General features: G+C 68.6%; 17 protein-coding genes, 1 rRNA gene and 1 pseudogene. 11 read left to right on the top strand and 8 right to left on the bottom strand.

The window, feature by feature from the left end:
* Positions 1–190 precede the first annotated feature (190 nt).
* Positions 191–303, top strand: a 5S ribosomal RNA gene (gene rrf, locus ACG00X_RS08975).
* A gap of 157 nt (positions 304–460) precedes the next feature.
* Here the strand turns inward: rrf and ACG00X_RS08970 are convergent.
* From ACG00X_RS08970 to ychF, 6 genes and pseudogenes are all read right to left on the bottom strand, one after another.
* Positions 461–784: a hypothetical protein gene (locus tag ACG00X_RS08970; protein WP_394487772.1), complete on the bottom strand. Its 324-nt coding sequence runs from the start codon at positions 782–784 to the stop codon at positions 461–463.
* A gap of 14 nt (positions 785–798) precedes the next feature.
* Positions 799–921: pseudogene (locus tag ACG00X_RS08965) on the bottom strand (transposase domain-containing protein); the annotation flags it as partial.
* Positions 922–968: 47 nt separating this feature from the next.
* Positions 969–2,636 (bottom strand): IS66 family transposase, encoded by a 1,668-nt coding sequence (tnpC, locus tag ACG00X_RS08960; RefSeq protein WP_394487770.1) that lies wholly within the window; start codon positions 2,634–2,636, stop codon positions 969–971.
* Positions 2,637–2,716: 80 nt separating this feature from the next.
* A complete protein-coding gene (gene tnpB / locus ACG00X_RS08955; RefSeq protein ID WP_394487769.1) occupies positions 2,717–3,058 on the bottom strand; it encodes an IS66 family insertion sequence element accessory protein TnpB in 342 nt (113 codons plus the stop codon).
* Positions 3,055–3,456 (bottom strand): IS66-like element accessory protein TnpA, encoded by a 402-nt coding sequence (tnpA, locus tag ACG00X_RS08950; RefSeq protein WP_394487768.1) that lies wholly within the window; start codon positions 3,454–3,456, stop codon positions 3,055–3,057. The genes tnpB and tnpA overlap by 4 nt, the downstream gene beginning before the upstream one ends.
* A gap of 294 nt (positions 3,457–3,750) precedes the next feature.
* The gene (gene ychF / locus ACG00X_RS08945; RefSeq protein WP_394487767.1) at positions 3,751–4,842 is read right to left on the bottom strand and encodes a redox-regulated ATPase YchF; all 1,092 of its coding nucleotides are present in this window, start codon (positions 4,840–4,842) and stop codon (positions 3,751–3,753) included.
* Between the two features lie 139 nt (positions 4,843–4,981).
* On the opposite strand from ychF, the gene ACG00X_RS08940 reads away from it, so the two are divergent.
* The 10 genes from ACG00X_RS08940 to ACG00X_RS08895 all read left to right on the top strand — a co-directional run bounded on the left by ACG00X_RS08940 (position 4,982) and on the right by ACG00X_RS08895 (position 14,782).
* The gene (locus tag ACG00X_RS08940) at positions 4,982–6,103 is read left to right on the top strand and encodes an FAD-dependent monooxygenase (RefSeq protein WP_394487766.1); all 1,122 of its coding nucleotides are present in this window, start codon (positions 4,982–4,984) and stop codon (positions 6,101–6,103) included.
* A 25-nt stretch (positions 6,104–6,128) separates the two neighbouring features.
* Positions 6,129–6,953, top strand: a complete 825-nt coding sequence (locus ACG00X_RS08935) for a DsbC family protein (RefSeq protein ID WP_394487765.1) — start codon at positions 6,129–6,131, stop codon at positions 6,951–6,953.
* A 4-nt stretch (positions 6,954–6,957) separates the two neighbouring features.
* Positions 6,958–7,398: a DUF3429 domain-containing protein gene (locus tag ACG00X_RS08930; protein ID WP_394487764.1), complete on the top strand. Its 441-nt coding sequence runs from the start codon at positions 6,958–6,960 to the stop codon at positions 7,396–7,398.
* Positions 7,398–9,128 carry a M61 family metallopeptidase gene (locus ACG00X_RS08925; protein ID WP_394487763.1) on the top strand — a complete coding sequence of 577 codons (1,731 nt, stop codon included), beginning with the start codon at positions 7,398–7,400 and terminating at the stop codon, positions 9,126–9,128. The genes ACG00X_RS08930 and ACG00X_RS08925 overlap by 1 nt, the downstream gene beginning before the upstream one ends.
* A 7-nt stretch (positions 9,129–9,135) precedes the next feature.
* Positions 9,136–10,341, top strand: a complete 1,206-nt coding sequence (locus ACG00X_RS08920; protein ID WP_394487762.1) for a DUF3108 domain-containing protein — start codon at positions 9,136–9,138, stop codon at positions 10,339–10,341.
* A complete protein-coding gene (locus tag ACG00X_RS08915; RefSeq protein ID WP_394487761.1) occupies positions 10,338–11,126 on the top strand; it encodes an enoyl-CoA hydratase in 789 nt (262 codons plus the stop codon). Before ACG00X_RS08920 ends, ACG00X_RS08915 begins: the two co-directional genes overlap by 4 nt.
* Positions 11,127–11,315: 189 nt before the next feature.
* Positions 11,316–11,684, top strand: coding sequence for a DUF4148 domain-containing protein (locus ACG00X_RS08910; RefSeq protein ID WP_394487760.1), 369 nt, complete (start codon positions 11,316–11,318; stop codon positions 11,682–11,684).
* Positions 11,685–11,842: 158 nt separating this feature from the next.
* A complete protein-coding gene (locus ACG00X_RS08905) occupies positions 11,843–12,820 on the top strand; it encodes a substrate-binding domain-containing protein (RefSeq protein WP_474102989.1) in 978 nt (325 codons plus the stop codon).
* Positions 12,817–13,959, top strand: a complete 1,143-nt coding sequence (locus tag ACG00X_RS08900; RefSeq protein ID WP_394487758.1) for a sugar ABC transporter permease — start codon at positions 12,817–12,819, stop codon at positions 13,957–13,959. Before ACG00X_RS08905 ends, ACG00X_RS08900 begins: the two co-directional genes overlap by 4 nt.
* 73 nt (positions 13,960–14,032) lie before the next feature.
* Positions 14,033–14,782, top strand: a complete 750-nt coding sequence (locus ACG00X_RS08895; RefSeq protein WP_394487756.1) for an ATP-binding cassette domain-containing protein — start codon at positions 14,033–14,035, stop codon at positions 14,780–14,782.
* Positions 14,783–14,803: 21 nt separating this feature from the next.
* Here ACG00X_RS08895 and ACG00X_RS08890 read toward each other — a convergent pair whose 3' ends face one another.
* Positions 14,804–15,991, bottom strand: a complete 1,188-nt coding sequence (locus ACG00X_RS08890) for an ATP-binding protein (protein WP_394487755.1) — start codon at positions 15,989–15,991, stop codon at positions 14,804–14,806.
* A gap of 85 nt (positions 15,992–16,076) precedes the next feature.
* Positions 16,077–17,594 carry a lysine--tRNA ligase gene (gene lysS, locus ACG00X_RS08885; protein ID WP_394487754.1) on the bottom strand — a complete coding sequence of 506 codons (1,518 nt, stop codon included), beginning with the start codon at positions 17,592–17,594 and terminating at the stop codon, positions 16,077–16,079.
* Positions 17,595–17,611: the final 17 nt, after the last annotated feature.

Below are 17,611 nucleotides of genomic sequence, written 5' to 3'. Positions count from 1 at the left end.
ACCCTATAACTTTGACTGTGAATTGCAGATCAAGGTGGGTATTCAAGTTATGCTGTTCTTCAGAAGTCTACTGAGGCGCAATCAAAATATACTGATTCCGTCATAAGCATGAAGCTTGTGATGTGCAAATAAAATCTGCTGACTCTACGAATTGGGTTTGTTGGCAAAGCCAGCAAACCAACCAGTCAAGCCTGACGACCATAGCGACTTGGTACCACTCCTTCCCATCCCGAACAGGACAGTGAAACGAGTCAGCGCCGATGATAGTGCGGATTCCCGTGTGAAAGTAGGTCATCGTCAGGCTATTTACTAAAGCCAACCCCCATCAGTGCAAGCTGGTGGGGGTTTTGCTTTTTGGGCGATCGGTGCTGGGAGCACGGTAGAATCCCGCCAGTAAACGTACGGGCAACACACCCTTTTTAGGACGGTCGTCTGTGTCGCCCCTGAAGCATCTGCCCGCTCACACAGTGATCGATGCCTTGGCGATCCGCTTCTGAGCGGACACGAAAACAATCCATGTGATGGGAAGGATGAGAAAAGACAACAGGCTGCCCATGCTCCCGCCACCGATTCGCAAATCCTCGTAAAGGTGATAGGCCGGCACCCCAGGCGAGAGAAATGCGTTCACTAAATGCATTGCCATGCCGGGCTTGAAGCCGTCGAGGCCTGAGTCAACTGAACCTCTTCTGAACCGGAACGCTGCTGACGCCAGGCCATACAGGGCCGGGCTAAAGATCGCTGCAAGAACTGCCAAAACGTACCAGTCCGTTGACGACTTGATCATTGTTGAATGATGCCTTAGGCGTGAATCTGTGCGGGCGACCAACGGTGCGGAAGGAGTTGTCCAACGCTGCTTGCCGGCTGCAGCGGTAGGCGCTCCAGCACGTCATGCAGATACGCATACGGGTCGTGCCCGTTGAGAGTGAGCGTCCAGCCACACCATATTGACGGCATACGGACGTTGAGGGTCAAGCCGGCTGCCAGCGGTGCGGCAGCAGCTCTTCGATCCTGCTGTTGAGCTGCGTGGGCAACCGCTGCAGCACATCACGCAGGTAGGCCCAGGGCTCGTGGCCGCACATGCGCGCCGACTGCACCAAGCTCATCACCGCAGCCGCGCGGTGTCCGGCCAACTCGCTGCCCACGAACATCCAGGCCTTGCGCCCCATCGCCCAGGGCTTGATCTGCCGCTCCAGGTGGTTGTTGTCGATGGGAACCGCTCCGTCGTCCAGGTGCTGCGTCAGCGCTGCCCAGTGGTTGAGCGTGTAGTCGATGGCCGCAGCCGTCGAGCCGCCATCGGCGACGCGGCGTCGCTCCAGTTGCAGCCAGGTGCCGAGCTGCTGCCACAGCGGCCTGGCGAGTCGCTGGCGTTGCTGGCGTCGCTCGTCATCGCCCAAGCCGGCGAGTTCACGCTCGACCGCGTACAAGCTCGCGAAGCGCTGGATCGCCTCCTCGCTCACCGCACTGGTGCCGGCCTTGGCAAGTTCGTCGAACTTGCGCCGGGCGTGTGCCACGCAGGCCGCGGCCTTGCGGCCCGGGTGCAGTTGCTCGTCCAGCACCGTGTCGTAGGCACCGTAGCGGTCGGTCAGCAGCGTGCCCGCCCAGGCGGGCAGTCCTGCCTGCTTGTCCCCGGCGAGGAAGTCGCGTGGATACTGCGCCCCGCGCCCTGGGCAGAAGTCGTAGACCACGCCCGGTGTCGGGTCGTGCTGGCTTCGGGCATAGGCCCAGACGTAGGCCTTGCGGGTCTTGCCCGCGCCCGGGTCCAGCAGCGCCACCGGCGTCTCGTCGGCGTGCAGCACCCGGCTGCCCAGCACGAAGCGCTTGTGCGCGTCGACCAGCGGCTGCAGCGCCGCGCCGGCCTGGCCAGCCCAGGCCGCCAGCGTCGAGCGCGGCGTGCGCACGCCGCTGCGGGCGTTGATGGCTTCCTGCCGGTAGTACGGCAGGTGGTCGGCGAAGCGGCTGATGAGGGTGTGGGCCAGCAGCCCGCTGGCGGCCAGGCCGCCGTCGATCACCTCGGGCACCGAGGCTTGTTGCTTCAGGCTCTGGCAGCAGTGGCAGGCCCACTTGCCGTAGATGTGGCGGTGCACGAAGAACTCGGCCGGCACGATGTCGAGCTTCTCGCTGACGTCTTCGCCGATACGCGTCATCGGCTGCCCACAACCTTCGCTCGGGCAGGTGGTGTCTTCGGGTTCGTGGCGGTGTTCCACGCGACGCAGGTGCTCGGGCAGCGCCTGGCGGCGCGGGCGACGCGACGAGGCCTTCGGGGGTGTACCTTGGCCTTCTGCAGCCTGGGCGCGCAGCGCATCGAGCTGAGCCTGCAGACCGGCCTCGTCCTCGGCCAGCGTCTCCTCGAACAGGCGACGCTGCTCGGCGTTCATGGCCTCGGACTTGGCGCCGAACTCCCAGCGCTTCGGCCGCGCCAGCTCGAATTGCACCTTCTCCAGCCTGGCCTCGCGCAGCGCGAACTCGCGGTCCTTGCGTTCGATGAGTTGCTGCTTGGACTCGATGAGCTGCTGCTGGCGTTGCAGCTCGTCGGCCTGCTGCTCGATGTGCTGCAGCATCTGGCGGGCCAGCACCGCGACCGCATCCGGCGTCAGACCTTGCAGGTCGTGGGCCTTGAGGTCGCGGATGTCGAGCATGCACTGCATCGTGCCGAGCGCGGCCACGCCGCGCCATCGGCACAACTGCCGTTGTCAGCGCGTGGACGCCATGCCCGGTGTCATGCGCGAGTGATGCACTGCAACTCGGGCAGGCGCTGCCAAGGTAGTCCCAGTACCAGGGCATCGAACTGCGCGCGGCCAAGCTCCAGTGCGCCAGGCGCGCCTGCGGCGACACGGGCCCATGTGAAGTGGCCAGCGTTGAGACGGCGCGCGGCACACCACACGCCGAAGCCGTCGTGCACGAGCAGCTTGATGCGCGTGCCGCGCGCGTTGGCGAAGAGGTAGCCGTGGTGGCCCTGGGCGGCACCGAAGACCTGCACAACGCGGGCGAGCAGCCGCTCGGGCCCTGCGCGCATGTCGATGGGGTCGACCGCCAGCCACATCGCGTCAATGCGGATCACCGCAGCAACTCGCGCAGCCAGGTGGCGCACTCGCTGGCTGCACTGGCCGGCCAGGTCACCGTGATCGCCGAGGCGCCACGCTGCAACTCGATGCGGATGTCGGGCATGGGCGCCGGTGCAGCGGGCGCCGGCAGGGTCACCGGCACGAACAGGGGCTCGCGCTGCGGCGCCTGGAGTTGCTCTGCGGTGCTCTTGCCGAGGGCGTGGGCCGGAGCCTTCATCTCGGCCTCGCGAACCCAGCGACGCAGCAGGTTGGCGTTGACGCCGTGCGCCATCGCCACGGCCGCCATCGACATGCCCGGCTGCATGCAGCTGGCCACCGCGCGGGCCTTGAACTCGTCGCTGTGCAGGCGCCGCCGCCGGCGTGGCCCTGCGTGGTCTTCTGGAATAGTAGTCACGTGTCCACCAAGAGTTACGGTGGACACGAGGCTCCTATGCCGCCGCCCGGCCTTCAAGATGGGGCGGCTGGACGCTCACCGCGAGGCTGAGATGAAGCCGCCGGTCCGAGCTCTCAGCAAGACCGCTGGACGGCAGGTCCAGGCGCCGCAAAGTGACTCCTGCACTCGGGAGGTCGAGAACCGGGCTCACAAGTTCCCGACGAAAAAAATGCCAGTCAGGCTTAACTGGCATCGCGCCGATTGGCGGGGTTTGGCGAGCCGGCGTGGATTGGTCGGCCGGAGAGGGCGTCTTCTTTAGACGTTGAACAGGAAGTGCAGCACGTCGCCGTCCTTGACGACGTACTCCTTGCCTTCCGCGCGCATCTTGCCTGCGTCCTTCGCGCCCTGCTCGCCGCGGTACTGGATGAAGTCGTCGTAGGCGATGGTCTGGGCGCGGATGTAGCCGCGCTCGAAGTCGGTGTGGATCACGCCGGCGGCCTGCGGGCCGGTGTCGCCGATGTGAATGGTCCAGGCGCGCACTTCCTTCACGCCGGCGGTGAAGTAGGTCTGCAGACCCAGCAGCTTGAAGGCGGCGCGGATCAGGCGGTTCAGGCCCGGTTCGTCCTGTCCCATCTCGGCCAGGAACATCGCGCGGTCTTCGTCTTCCATCTCGGACAGTTCGGACTCGGTCTTCGCGCAAATGGCGACGACCGGGCCGTTCTGCGCGGCCGCGTATTCCTTCAGGCGGTCGAGGAAGGGGTTGTTCTCGAAACCGTCCTCCGAGACGTTGCCGACGAACATGGCCGGCTTGGCCGTGATCAGGCACAGCGGCTTCAGGATGACCAGTTCTTCCTTGCTGAAGTCGATGGTGCGAACAGGCTTGGCCTCGTTGAGCGCCGCCTGGCACTTCTCCAGCACCTTGACCAGCGCGATGGCGTCCTTGTCGCCGGCGCGGGCGACCTTGTTGTAGCGGTGCAGACTCTTCTCGACGGTGCCGAGGTCGGCCAGGCAGAGCTCGGTCTGGATGACTTCGATGTCGGAGATCGGGTCGACCTTGCCGTTCACGTGGATGACGTTGGGGTCTTCGAAACAACGAACGACGTTGACGATAGCGTCGGTCTCGCGGATGTGCGAGAGGAACTGGTTGCCCAGGCCTTCACCCTTGCTCGCGCCGGCGACCAGACCGGCAATGTCGACGAACTCGACGACGGCGGGCAGCACGCGCTCGGGCTTGACGATCTCGGCCAGTGCCGCGAGCCGCGGGTCCGGCAGCTCCACGATGCCGACGTTCGGCTCGATGGTGCAGAACGGATAGTTCTCGGCGGCGATGCCGGCTTTGGTCAGGGCGTTGAAGAGCGTGGACTTGCCGACATTGGGCAAGCCCACGATGCCGCATTTGAGGCTCATGGCGGTGCTTTCCGTTGGGAGAGGGCGGCCGGCCGCTGCCGGGCACGCAAGGCGGGGATTTTAGTCGGCCGCGCGATGGCCCCTTGTTGAAGCGGCCGGGCGGGCCGGCAGGGGCATACCCCCTGCCTACAATCACTGCATGCAAAGTGTCGACGTGTTGGTCAGGGGCCGGGGAGCGGTGGGCAGCAGCCTGGCGTTGAGCCTGGCTGCGCAGGGCTTGTCCGTCGGCATGGTGGGCAGCGCCGAGGCGCCCAAGGCCGGCGATGTGCGCACCTATGCATTGAATGCAGCGTCGGTGGCACTGCTGACGGACCTCAAGGTCTGGGAGAGCCTGCCCGCCGACGCCGTGAGCCCGGTGTACGACATGGTCGTGTGCGGCGACGCGGGCGACGGCCACGCCGGTGGGCGCTTGAGCTTCTCGGCCTGGCAGCAAGGTTTACGCGAGCTGGCGGTGATCGTCGACGCCGCAGCGCTGGACGCTCAACTCGCCACGGCCTTGCGCTTTTCTCCGCATGTGCGCGTGGTGCCCGACACGACGCGCGCGCCGCTGACGGCGCTGTGCGAGGGCCGCGAGTCGGCCGCGCGTGCGGCGCTGGGCGTCGCTTTCAAACCCCGTTTCTACGGGCACCGCGCGCTGGCAGCCCGGCTGTCGGCGGACCGGCCTCACCAGGGCGTTGCTCGCCAGTGGTTCCACGCCGGTGGCGAGGTGCTGGCGCTGCTGCCGTTCGAGCAGCCGACGCCGGGTGCGTCCTACGGTCTGGTGTGGTCTTGCGCAGACGCGAAGGCCGAGCACCTGCAGACGTTGTCGCCGCAGGACTTCGAGCGTGAACTCCATGCCGCCACCGGCGGCGCGGCGGGCGAGCTGCGCCTGGGCAGCGAGCGGTCGAGCTGGCCACTGGCACTCGCGCGTGCGGATGCGGTCAGTGGTGCCGGCTGGGTGCTGCTCGGTGACGCGGCCCACATCGTCCACCCGTTGGCCGGCCAGGGGTTGAATCTGGGGCTGGGCGATGTGGCGGCGCTGTCACGCGTGCTGGCCGGGCGGGAAGCCTGGCGCCCCCTGGGCGACGAGCGGCTGCTGCGCCGCTACGCCCGCGAGCGACTGGCGCCGACGCTGGCGATGGGCGAGCTCACCGACGGCTTGCAGCGGCTCTTCGCTCACCCCTCACCCGCGCTGCACGGCTTGCGCAACCGCGGCCTGGACGCGCTCAATCAACTCACTCCCGTCAAGCGCTGGCTGACCCAGCGCGCGCTCGGCCTCTAACCCCACCACCGCTCTGCTGCGCATCGTGCCTTCTCCCCTCGTTCGACTTCTTCCCGGCCTGCTGGCCGGCCTGCTTCTCACGGTCGGCGCCGCGGCCAGAGCGGACGAGCCGCCTGCGGCGCGCAAGCCGCCGGTGGCCCGTCAGCCTGCGGCCCCTGCCGCGCCCGCGGCGCCTGCCGGCGACGAAGCCAGCATCCGCAAGCAGCTGTCCGAGTACATGCCGAATGCGCCCAAGATCGACGAGGTGCGGCCGTCGGCCATGCCGGGTCTGTGGGAGGTGCGCATCGGCAACGAAGTGCGCTACACCGACGCCACGGCCACCTTCCTCATCGAAGGCGATCTCATCGACCTGAAGGCCAGGAAGAACCTCACCGAAGAGCGCGTCACGCAGCTCAACCGCGTCGACTTCGCGGCGCTGCCGTTCAAGGACGCGGTGGTCTGGAAGAACGGCAGCGGCAAGCGCCGCATCGCCGTCTTCGCCGACCCGAACTGCGGCTACTGCCGCCGCTTCGAAGCGGCGCTGCAAGAGATGAAGGACGTGACCGTCTACACCTTCCTCATCCCCATCCTCGGCGGCGACTCGCCGGAGAAGTCGCGCGGGATCTGGTGCGCCAAGGACCGGTCTGCGACATGGCTGGGCTGGATGCTCAAGGGCGAGATGCCGCCCAAGGCTGACGCGAAATGCGATGACGCCGCCATCGAGCGCAACCTGGCGCTGTCGCGCAAGATCCACGTGAATGGCACACCGGCCATCCTGTTGGAAGACGGCAACCGCATCCCGGGCGCCGTGAGCGCTGCCGACCTCGAGAAGCGCCTGCAGGCCCTGGCCACCCCCGCACGCAAGCCCTGACCCGATGAACGCCGAATCCCGCCAGCTCGCGCATCGGCTGGGTTATGCCGGGCTGGTGCCCTTCGTGCTGGGGTGCGCGCTCGTCTGGCTGTTCGCCGACAGCGAGCATGCCGTGCAGCACTACTGGGTCACGCTGGCGCTCTCTGGCTATGCCGGGCTGATCATCTCCTTCCTGGGCGGGGTGCACTGGGGGCTGTCCATGTCTCGTGGCCTGCCCCTGCGCGGCGCGCTCATCTGGGGTGTCATCGCGTCCGTGCTGGGCTGGTTGGGGGCGCTGCTGGCGCCTTACGGTGGGCTGGCCTTGCACGGCGGCGTGCTGATCGCCTGCTATGTCGTCGACCGGCAGGTCTATCCGCGACTGGGGGCTGCCGACTGGCTGACGCTGCGCTTTCGCCTCACGGCGATCGCGGCGCTGAGCTGCTTCCTCGCCGCCGCAGGCAGTTGATGTCGGGGCCGCGCTACCGCGTCGAGCTGGCCGATCTCGCGGCCCATCGTTATCGCGTCACGCTGACGCTCGACCGCCCAGCGGCCGAACAGCGCTTGCATCTGCCGGTGTGGATCCCGGGCAGCTATCTCGTGCGCGAGTTCGCCAAGCACCTCAGCGGGCTCACGGCGCGCCAGGGGCAACAGACGCTGGCGGTGGAGCAGTTCGACAAAGCCGGCTGGCTGGTGCGCTGCAGCGACCAGCCGCGCGCCAAACCGCTGGTGCTGAGCTACGACGTCTATGCGTTCGATGCTTCTGTTCGCACGGCCTGGCTCGACGCCCAGCGCGCGTTCTTCAACGCCAGCAGCCTGTGCCTGCGCGCCGTGGGGCGCGAGGGTGAGCCGCATCGCATCGAGCTGGCGCGCGTGCCACGCGGCTGGCAGGTGGCCACCGAGATGCGCGCCGCCCAGCCCGTGCAGGCCGGGGCCTTTGAGGCCGCCGATTACGACGAACTGCTGGACCACCCGTTCGAGATCGGCCCGCATTGGCAGGGTGAGTTCACGGCAGCGGGCGTGCCGCACCGGGTGGTCGTGGCCGGCGCCTGGCCGAGCTTCGATGGCGAGCGGCTGCTGGCCGACGTACAGCGCATCTGCGAGGCGCAGATCGCCTTCTGGGGCGGTGCGCCGTTCGAGCGCTACAGCTTCCTGCTCTGGGCGGTGGACGACGGCCACGGCGGCCTGGAGCACCGCGCCAGTACGGCGCTGATCTGCGCGCGGCGGGAACTGCCGACCGCTGCCGAGCCGGCCGCCCCGGGCGAGGCCTACACACGGCTGCTGGGCCTGTTCAGTCACGAGTATTTCCATGCGTGGCATGTGAAGCGGCTGCGCCCGGCCGAGTTTGCGCAGTTCGATTACCAGCGCGAGAACTACACGGAGCTGCTGTGGTGCTTCGAGGGGTTCACGAGCTACTACGACGAGCTGTTCCTGCGCCGTGCGGGCCTGGTCGACGCGCCGCGCTACCTCAAGCTGCTGGCCGCGTCGGTCAACGGCGTGTTGAACGCCCCGGGTCGCCGCGTGCAGCCGCTGAGCGCCGCCAGCTTCGAGGCCTGGACCAAGTACTACCGGCCGGACGAGAACAGCCCCAACACCACCAGCAACTACTACGCGCAGGGCGCCCTGGTGGCCTTGTGCCTGGACCTGAGCCTGCGGGCCCGCAAGTCCAGCCTGGATGCGCTGATGCAGCGCCTGTGGGTCACCAGCGGCGGCGGGCCGGTCAGCGAGCACGACATCCTGGCCGCCGTCCGTGCACTGGCCGGCGACGAGACGGCAACGCAGCTGCAGGCCTGGGTGCATGGCACGGACGAGTTACCGCTGCGTGAGCTGCTGACGGCCCATGGCGTGGACTGGCGCGATGACGGCCGCCAGGGCGTGGCCCAGCGCCTGGGTTTGCGGGTGCGTGAATCGGCGCTGACGGGTGTGCAGGTCAGCCATGTGCTGACAGGCGGCGCGGGCGAGGCGGGCGGCGTGCAGGCGCGGGACGAGATCCTGGGCTGCAACGGCTGGCGGCTGCGCCGGCTGGACGAAGCGCTCTTCCTGCTCACGGCGGGCGAGACGCGGCTGCGCCTGCTGGTCAGCCGCGACCAGCGCTTGGTGGAGCTCGACGTCGACCTGCCGCCGGCGCTGGCGGCGGCGGTGGGCCTGGTGCCGTCTGCGGGAGCTCAGCCGGCCCGTCGTCGCTGGCTCGGCGCCTGACGTCGGCATGAAAACGCCGCGGCCGCCGGGGCTGCTGGTGCTGGCCGTGCTGGCGCTGCACTTGCTGCTGGGGCGCGAAGTGCAGCGCATTCAGGAGGGATGGTCGAGCGCCGCTGCGCCGCCGATGCCCGCCCGCATGGAGATCGACTTCGTCCGTGAATTGCCGCTGCAGCCGCCAGCCGCAGCACAGGTGATCCCTGAGCCGCCGGCGGTGAGGCCACCACCACCGCAGCCATCGCCGCCGGCCGCTGCGCCAACGGCGCCCGTCGCGGCGGCAGATGATGCGGCGGCGCTGCCCGCGATGCCGGAGGCCGCGTCCGCACCGCTGTCGGCCACCACCGAACCCGAGCCCGCCCCCGAGCCGGCCACGATGGCCGCGCAGGAGCCATCGCCCGAGCCCGCACGCGAGCCGCCGCCCCAGCCGCCCGAGCCGCCGGCATCGCAGCCGCTGCTGCCGGCGGATGCCGCCTCGGCACCGCCCAGCGATGAGCCGGGCGCCGAATGGCCGCTGTCCACGCGCTTGAGCTACCAGCTCGTGGGCAACTACCGTGGGCCCGTGCATGGCCAGGCCCAGGTGGAGTGGCTGCGCCGGGGGCGGGAGTACCAGGTCCACCTGGACGTCAGTCTGGGCCCCAGCTTCGCGCCGTTCGTGACCCGCCGCATGAGCAGCCAGGGCCGCTTGACGCCCCAGGGCATCGCGCCGCAGCGTTATGACGAAGAGACGCGGCTGATCCTCGGCGACCCGCGCCGTGCGGGCGTCGTGTTCCTGCCGGGCGAGGTGCAGTTGGGCAGCGGGCAGCGCCAGGCGGTGCATGCGGGCGCGCAGGATTCGGCCAGCCAGTTCGTGCAGCTGACCTGGCTCTTCAAGACCGGCCGCGCGCCGTTGCTGGCGGGCCATGTCGTGCCGTTCGCGCTGGTGCTGCCGCGCCGTCAGTACCCGTGGCGCTACGAGGTGCTGGGCGAGGAGGTGCTCGACACGCCGTTGGGCCCGCTGTCGGCCTGGCACATCCGGCCCACGCAGCCCACGCAGGCCCAGGTGTCGGGCGCGGACCTCGTCGCCGAGGTGTGGCTGGCGCCGTCGTTGCAGTTTTTGCCGGTGCGCCTGCTGATTCGCCAGGATGCGCAGACCTACATCGACATGACGCTCAAGCGGGCGCCGCTGCAGGCCGCGCCAGAATCGGCCAACGACATCCCCCGGAGATTGAGCCAATGACCTACGAATGCATCCTCACCGCCGTCCACGGCGACGGCCCACGCAAGACGGCGCTCATCACGCTGAACCGGCCCAAGGCACTCAACGCACTGAACGACCAGCTGATGGATGAACTGGGCGAGGCGCTGCTGGCCTTCGATGCCGACGACGGCATCGGCTGCATCGTGCTGACCGGGTCAGAGCGTGCGTTCGCCGCCGGGGCGGACATCCCGACGATGCTGCCGCTGACGTTCGCCACGGCCTTCAAGAGCGGGCTGATCTCCAAGAACTGGGAAACCGTCCTGCGCGTGCGCAAGCCGGTCATCGCAGCGGTGGCAGGTTTTGCGCTGGGCGGGGGTTGCGAGCTGGCGATGATGTGCGACTTCATCATTGCGGCCGACACGGCCAAGTTCGGTCAGCCCGAGGTCAAGCTCGGGGTGGTGCCCGGTGCCGGCGGTACGCAGCGGCTGCCGCGTGCCGTGGGCAAGAGCAAGGCCATGGACCTGCTGCTGACGGCGCGCATGATGGCCGCCGCCGAGGCCGAAAGCGCCGGGCTGGTGTCCCGCGTGGTGCCGGCCGACAAGCTGCTGGAGGAGGCGCTGGCGGCGGCCGAGGCGATCAACGGCTTCAGCGCCCCGTCGGTGGCGCTCATCAAGGAACTCGTCAACCTGGCCTTCCAGGCGCCGCTGACCGACGGCGTGCAGGTGGAGCGCCGCTACTTTCACGCGCTGTTCGGCAGCCATGACCAGCGCGAAGGCATGGAGGCCTTCCTGGCCAAGCGGGCGCCGCACTTCGAGCACCGCTGATTGCTCGCTTCTGTGGCGTAAAGGTGTCGAGCTGTGAGCGACTATTTGCGATCCGAGAATAGTCAGTTCCCGCCAGCCTAGTGTTTCCCCGGGGGATGGCTGCCTACAGTTCGGGCCATGGACACGCGGTCGCGTTTGTCCGCAAGACCCGGCTCGCAGGACGTTCCTGCTGCCACTGAAGGAGCCCCCATGAGCAAGCTGTCCACCGCCATCGCCGCCACCCTGTTGATCTGCGCCGGTGCCGCTTCGGCGCAGGCCACCCAGCCGCTGACCCGCGCGCAGGTCGTGGCCGAACTCGCTGCGGCCCGCGACAGCGGTGAACTGGCGGCCATCCAGGGTGAGAAGGGCGTTGAAGCGACGACCCCGGCGGCCGCCAAGACGGCCGCCCAGGCCAAGCTGCCGGCGCAGGCCGTGCTGTCGGTCAAGCCCAAGGACGTGCCGGTCGACAACAAGACCGCTGCGGCGCTGGCCGCCGACCACGGCGAGAACGCGGCGCGCGAACTCGGGGATTTCCCGGCACCGGTGATCCGCCGCTCGACCGCGCTGGCAGGCCGCTGAGGCACAAAGCGGTTTCAAGCGATGCGAAGGCGACCTGTGAGGGTCGCTTTTTTGTTGTCTGCGTTCCTAGAATCCGCGCGCCCGGTCGTCCGGGTGTGGAGACAAACAAGATGCGCAGACAGCGGATGTGGGCAGCGGCAGCGTTGCTGATGGTCTCGATGACAGCGTGGGCCGCCGGCCCCGTGGTGGGCGTGAGCTGGTCCAACTTCCAGGAGGAGCGCTGGAAGACCGACGAGGCCGCGATCAAGGCCGAACTCGCGCGGCTGGGCGCCAGCTACGTGAGCGCCGATGCCGGGGGCTCGCCGGAGAAGCAGATCGGCGATGTGGAGTCGCTGCTGGCCAAGGGCGCCAAGGTGCTGATCATCCTGGCGATGGACAAGGACGCCATCCAGCCGGCGCTCAACAAGGCCAAGGCCCGCAAGGTGCCTGTCGTGGCCTATGACCGCCTCATCGAGGCGCCCGAGGTGTTCTACCTGACCTTCGATAACCGCGAGGTTGGGCGGCTGCAGGCATCGGCCCTGCTGGCCGTGAAACCCCAGGGCCGCTACGTGATGATCAAGGGCTCGCCGAGCGACCCGAACGCCGACTTCCTGCGTGCCGGCCAGCAGGACGCGCTGGCCGAGGCGGTGAAGAAGGGCGACGTGAAGATCGTGGCCGAGGAATACACCGACGGCTGGAAGCCCGAGGTGGCGCAGAAGAACATGGAGCAGATCCTGACCCGCCTGAAGGGCGGCGTGGACGCCGTGGTCGCCAGCAACGACGGCACGGCCGGTGGCGCCATCGCGGCGCTGGCCGGCAAAGGCATCAAGGGCGTGCCGGTCAGCGGTCAGGACGCCGATCACGCGGCGCTGAACCGCGTGGCGCTGGGCACGCAGACCGTGTCGGTCTGGAAGGACTCGCGCGTGCTCGGCAAGGAGGCGGCGGCAGCCGCCGTGCTGCTGGCTGGCGGTCAGAAAGTGCCGGGTGCTGCGGCCTGGGCGGGGGGCGCGCGCAAGGTCAGCCTGCAGGCCAAGTTCCTGGCGCCGGTGGCCATCACGCAGGCCAACCTGGGTGACGTCATCAGCGCCGGCTGGATCACCAAAGCCGTGGCCTGCAAGGGCGTCGACGCCGCCAAGGCGCCGGCCGCCTGCAAGTGAGCGCACAGACGCGGCGGCTCGTCGTCATGGCGGCCGTGCTGGTGGCCATCGCCATCGGCTTTCATGCGCTCACCGGCAGCTTCCTGACGGCGGAGAACCTCTACAACATCGCGCAGCAGACGGCGGTCGTGGGCATCGTCGCCAGCGGCATGGCGCTGATCATCGTCGCGCGGCAGATCGACCTGGCCGTGGGTTCGCTGCTGGGCGCCGTGGGCGTGCTGATGGCCTGGCTGCAGTACACGCAGGGCTGGTCGGTCATCGCGTCGCTGGCCGCGGGCCTGGGCTTCGCGTTGCTCATCGGGTTGTTCCAGGGCTGGCTGTCGGCGGTCATCGGCATCCCGTCCTTCGTCGTCACGCTGGGCGGGCTGGTGTCGCTGCGTGGCGTGGCCTTTCTCGTCGCCGACGGCAAGACGCAGCCGGTCACCGAGCCCTGGCTGCTGGCGCTGGGCGGCGGGCTGGATGGTTCGCTGGGCGAGCGCGGCAGCTGGCTGCTGGGTGTGGGGCTCGTCGCGCTGCTGCTGGGCTGGCAGGCCGTGCAGCGCCGCGCGCAGCAACGCGCCGGCGGCGTGCCGGCCGATGCGAAGCGCGAGTGGCTGAAGTCGGGCCTGGCGGTGGTCGCGGTGTTCGGCGCGGTGGCCGTCTTCAACGCCTACCGGATCGAAGGCCAGGCGCAGGGCCAGGGCTTGCCGTTGCCGCTGGTGATCTGGGTCGCCGTCGTGCTGCTGCTGGGCTTCGTCGCCAAGCACACGCGTTTCGGGCGTTACGTCTACGCGATCGGCGGCAACCCCGATGCGGCGCGGCTGGCCGGGATTCCGGTGCGGCGCGTGATGATCCAGCTGAACCTGCTGCTGGCCGCGCTCGTCGCGCTGGCGGCGGTGGTGGCGATGGCGCGGCTGAACGCCGGCACGAACTCGATGGGCACGGGCATGGAGCTGACCGTCATCGCGGCGGCCGTCATCGGCGGCGTGAGCCTGGCCGGCGGCAGCGGCAGCGTGGGCGGCACGGTGCTGGGCGCGCTCATCATCCAGAGCATCGACAGCGGCCTGCTGCTGACCGATGTGAGCATCGGTTGGCGCATGGTGGTGCTGGGCCAGGTGCTGGTGGCCGCAGTTGTCTTTGATCGCGTGGTGCAGAAATGAACGCCGCGACGGGCCGCCCCGAGCAAGTTCGCTCCCGCCTGGCGGGACAGGCCGCAGGCCGGAGGGTGCAGACATGAATGCCCTGCTCGAAGTGCGCGATGCGCGCAAATCCTTCGGCGGCGTGCACGCGGTCGATGGCGTGTCGCTCAGCCTGGCGCCCGGCGAGGTGCTGGCCGTGCTGGGGCACAACGGCGCGGGCAAGTCCACGCTGATGCAGATGCTGGCCGGCGCGCTGCCCTTCGATGGTGGCGAATTGCGGCTGAACGGCAGCGCGGTGAAATTCGCCAGCCCGGCCGAGTCGCGCGCCGCCGGCATCGAGACCATCCACCAGAAGCTGGCGCTGGCCGACAACCTCGACTCGGTGGCCAACCTGTTCCTGGGCCGCGAGTTGCGCACGCGCTTCGGGCTGCTGGACGACGCGGCCATGCGGGCCGCCGCCGTGCCGCTGTTCGCGCGGCTGAACCCGAACTTCAAGAACATCGCCGACCCGGTGATGTCGCTGTCGGGTGGCCAGCGTCAGGTCGTGGCCATCGCGCGCGCGCTGCAGTTCAAGGCTCGCGTGCTGATCATGGACGAACCTTGCGCGGCGCTGGGGCCTGCGGAGACGGCGATGGTGCATGACCTGATCCGCCGGCTCAGCGCCGAGGGCGTGGGCATCCTGCTCGTCACGCACGACATGCCGGACGTGTTCGCGCTGTCGCACCGGTTGATGGTCATGAAGACGGGCCGGCTGGTGGGCGTGTGCCGCACGGCGGATGTGACCGAGGACGAGGTGCTCGCGATGATCATCGCGGGCAAGGCGCCGGCGGGCAGTGTGGCCTGACCGCGATTCGCGTGGCTGGCCTCAGTGCCAGTCGTCCGCCGGAACGATGCGCTTCATGAACTGATCGAACATCGGTACGGTGAAGGCCGTGTCGCCGTGGTTGGGGCTCCAGATCATGCCCTTGAGGATGAGCGCACTGCGGGTTGGCGCCAGCGACGACACCGGCTCGTTCAGCGCGTTGGCGATGTCGCCGGACCGATGTGGCCCCGCGCCCAGTTCGGCCATGGCCCGCAGGTACTTTTTCTCCTTGGGCGTGCAGCGGTCGAAGCGCACGCGGAAGAAGCCCTCGTCCAGCCCGGCGACGGCGGTCGTCGATGCGCGCTCCACGTCGGCGATGTCGATGGGCGAGGCCGCTGCCGCCAGCCAGGTGTGGCTGCCCCAGTGCTGCAGGAAGTAGGGGTAGCCCTGGCTGACCTCGAGGATGCGGGCCAGCGCGGGTTCGGTGATGTCGGTGTGTTCGTCGTGCAGCGGCTTGGTCAGCGCCTGCCGGGCGGCTTCGGCCGGCAGCGGGCCGATCTCGGGGAAGTCGAACAGGCGCTCGGCGTAGGACTTTGCATTGCCCATGCGCCCGCGCAACTGGGGCAGACCGGCGCCGATGAGGACGACCGGCAGGCGGCGCTGTTCCGTGCGGTGCAGCGCCGTGATCAGCGCGGCCAGCTGCTCTTCCGGCACGTATTGCAGCTCGTCGACGAAGATGGCCAGCGCCGTGCCGGCCGCCTTGGCTGCCGTGCCGACCTGCTCGAACAGCGCCTGCAGGTCGTGCTCGAGGTCGCCGTTGTCGGCCAGGCCGGGCTCGGGGTCGAAATCGATGCCCACCTCGATGTCGTCGTACTTCACCTTGAGCTTCTTCGCGAAGCCGGCGAGTGCACGCAGCGCGCGGATCGACGCGTCCTTCGCCGAGGCCGTCAGGCTCAGCCGCAGCAGGGCTTGCCGCAGTTGCGGCGCCAGCAGGGCGGGCAGGGAGCGCTGCTCGGGGGCTTCGATGCGGACGGTGTGAATGCCGCTGGCTTCCGCGTCTTCGCGAATGCGGTCCAGCAGCACGGTCTTGCCGACGCCCCGCAGCCCCACCAGCATGGCGCTCTTGGCCGGCCGGCCCAGCCGCGCGCGTTCCAGGGCGACGCGCAGCGTTTCGCGCAAAGCGTCTCGGCCCGCCAGCTCCGGCGGGGGCGTGCCCGCACCGGGGGCGAAAGGGTCACGGATCGGGTCCACGCCTAAGCATAAGGCGAGTTTTGAGAAATTACAAGGATCCGATAATTTCTCTAAACCGCCTATATGCGGAGGGCGTGGCCAGGCGTCAGGCTTCGCGGCGCAGCGCTGGGAACAGGATGATGTCGCGGATGGACGGGCTGTCGGTGATCAGCATCATCAGCCGGTCGATGCCGATGCCGCAGCCGCCGGTCGGGGGCATGCCGTATTCCAGCGCGCGGATGAAGTCGGCGTCGAAGAACATCGCCTCGTCGTCGCCGGCTTCCTTGTTGGCCACCTGGGCGTGGAAGCGCGCGGCCTGGTCTTCGGCGTCGTTCAGCTCGGAGAAGCCGTTGGCGTATTCGCGGCCGGTGATGAACAGCTCGAAGCGCTCGGTGATCTTGGGGTTGGCGTCCGACGCGCGGGCCAGCGGCGAGACCTCGACGGGGTAGTCGATGATGAAGGTGGGCTCCCACAGCTTCTCTTCGACGACGGCCTCGAACAGGCCGAACTGCAGCTCAGCCAGGCTCCAGCGGGCGGGGGCGTCTTCACCCGCGGCGACGATCTTGGCGCGCAGCACGTCGGGGTTGTCAGCCTCGGCCTCGGTCAGGCCGGCGTACTGGATCAGCGAGTCGCGCACGGAGACGCGGGCGAAGGGCTTGTCCAGCGCCACGGGCTTGCCGGCGTACGTCAGCGCGGCGCTGCCGGTGGCGGCGATGGCGGCGTGGCGCAGCACGGCCTCGGTGAAGTCCATCTGGTCGTGATGCGTCCAGTAGGCCGCATAGAACTCCATCATCGTGAACTCGGGGTTGTGCCGAACCGAGATGCCTTCGTTGCGGAAGTTGCGGTTGATCTCGAACACGCGCTCGAAGCCGCCCACCACCAGGCGCTTCAGGTAGAGCTCCGGCGCGATGCGCAGGTACATCTGCTGGTCCAGCGCGTTGTGGTGGGTGATGAAGGGCTTGGCGTTCGCGCCACCCGGGATGGGGTGGAGCATGGGCGTCTCGACCTCCAGGAAGCCGTGGTCCACCATGAAGCTGCGGATGGCCGACACGGCCTTGCTGCGCGCCGTGAAGCGCTTGCGGGCGTCTTCGTCGGTGATGAGGTCGACATAGCGCTGGCGGTACTTCTGCTCCTGGTCGGTCATGCCGTGGAACTTGTCCGGCAGCGGGCGCAGGCTCTTGGTCAGCAGGCGCAGCGTGGTGACGGTGATGGTCAGCTCGCCGGACTTGGTCTTCATCAGCGTGCCTTCGCCGCCGAGGATGTCGCCCAGGTCCCACTTCTTGAAGGCCTCGTAGACGTCGGCGCCGACGTTGTCGATGGTCACGCGCAGCTGGATGCGGCCGGTGGCGTCCTGCAGCGTGCAGAAGCTGGCCTTGCCCATGACGCGCTTGAGCATCATGCGGCCGGCCACGCTGACCTTGACGGCCTGGGGTTCCAGCGCCTCGTTGTCCAGCGCGCCGTACTGTTCCTGCAGCGGCTGCGCGCGGTGCTGGGGCTTGAAGTCGTTGGGGAAGGGCACCGCCGTCGTGGCCCGCAGCGCGGCCAGTTTTTCGCGGCGTTCGGCGATCAGTTGGTTCTCGTCGGCGGCGGGCGCGGCTGGTGTGGGCGGTGTGGTGTTGGTCATTGCGGGCCTTGGGTGAA

The organism is Pelomonas nitida, assembly GCF_043555975.1.
Classification (GTDB): Bacteria; Pseudomonadota; Gammaproteobacteria; order Burkholderiales; family Burkholderiaceae_C; genus Pelomonas; species Pelomonas nitida.
This window is presented reverse-complemented; position numbering and strand designations above follow the sequence as displayed.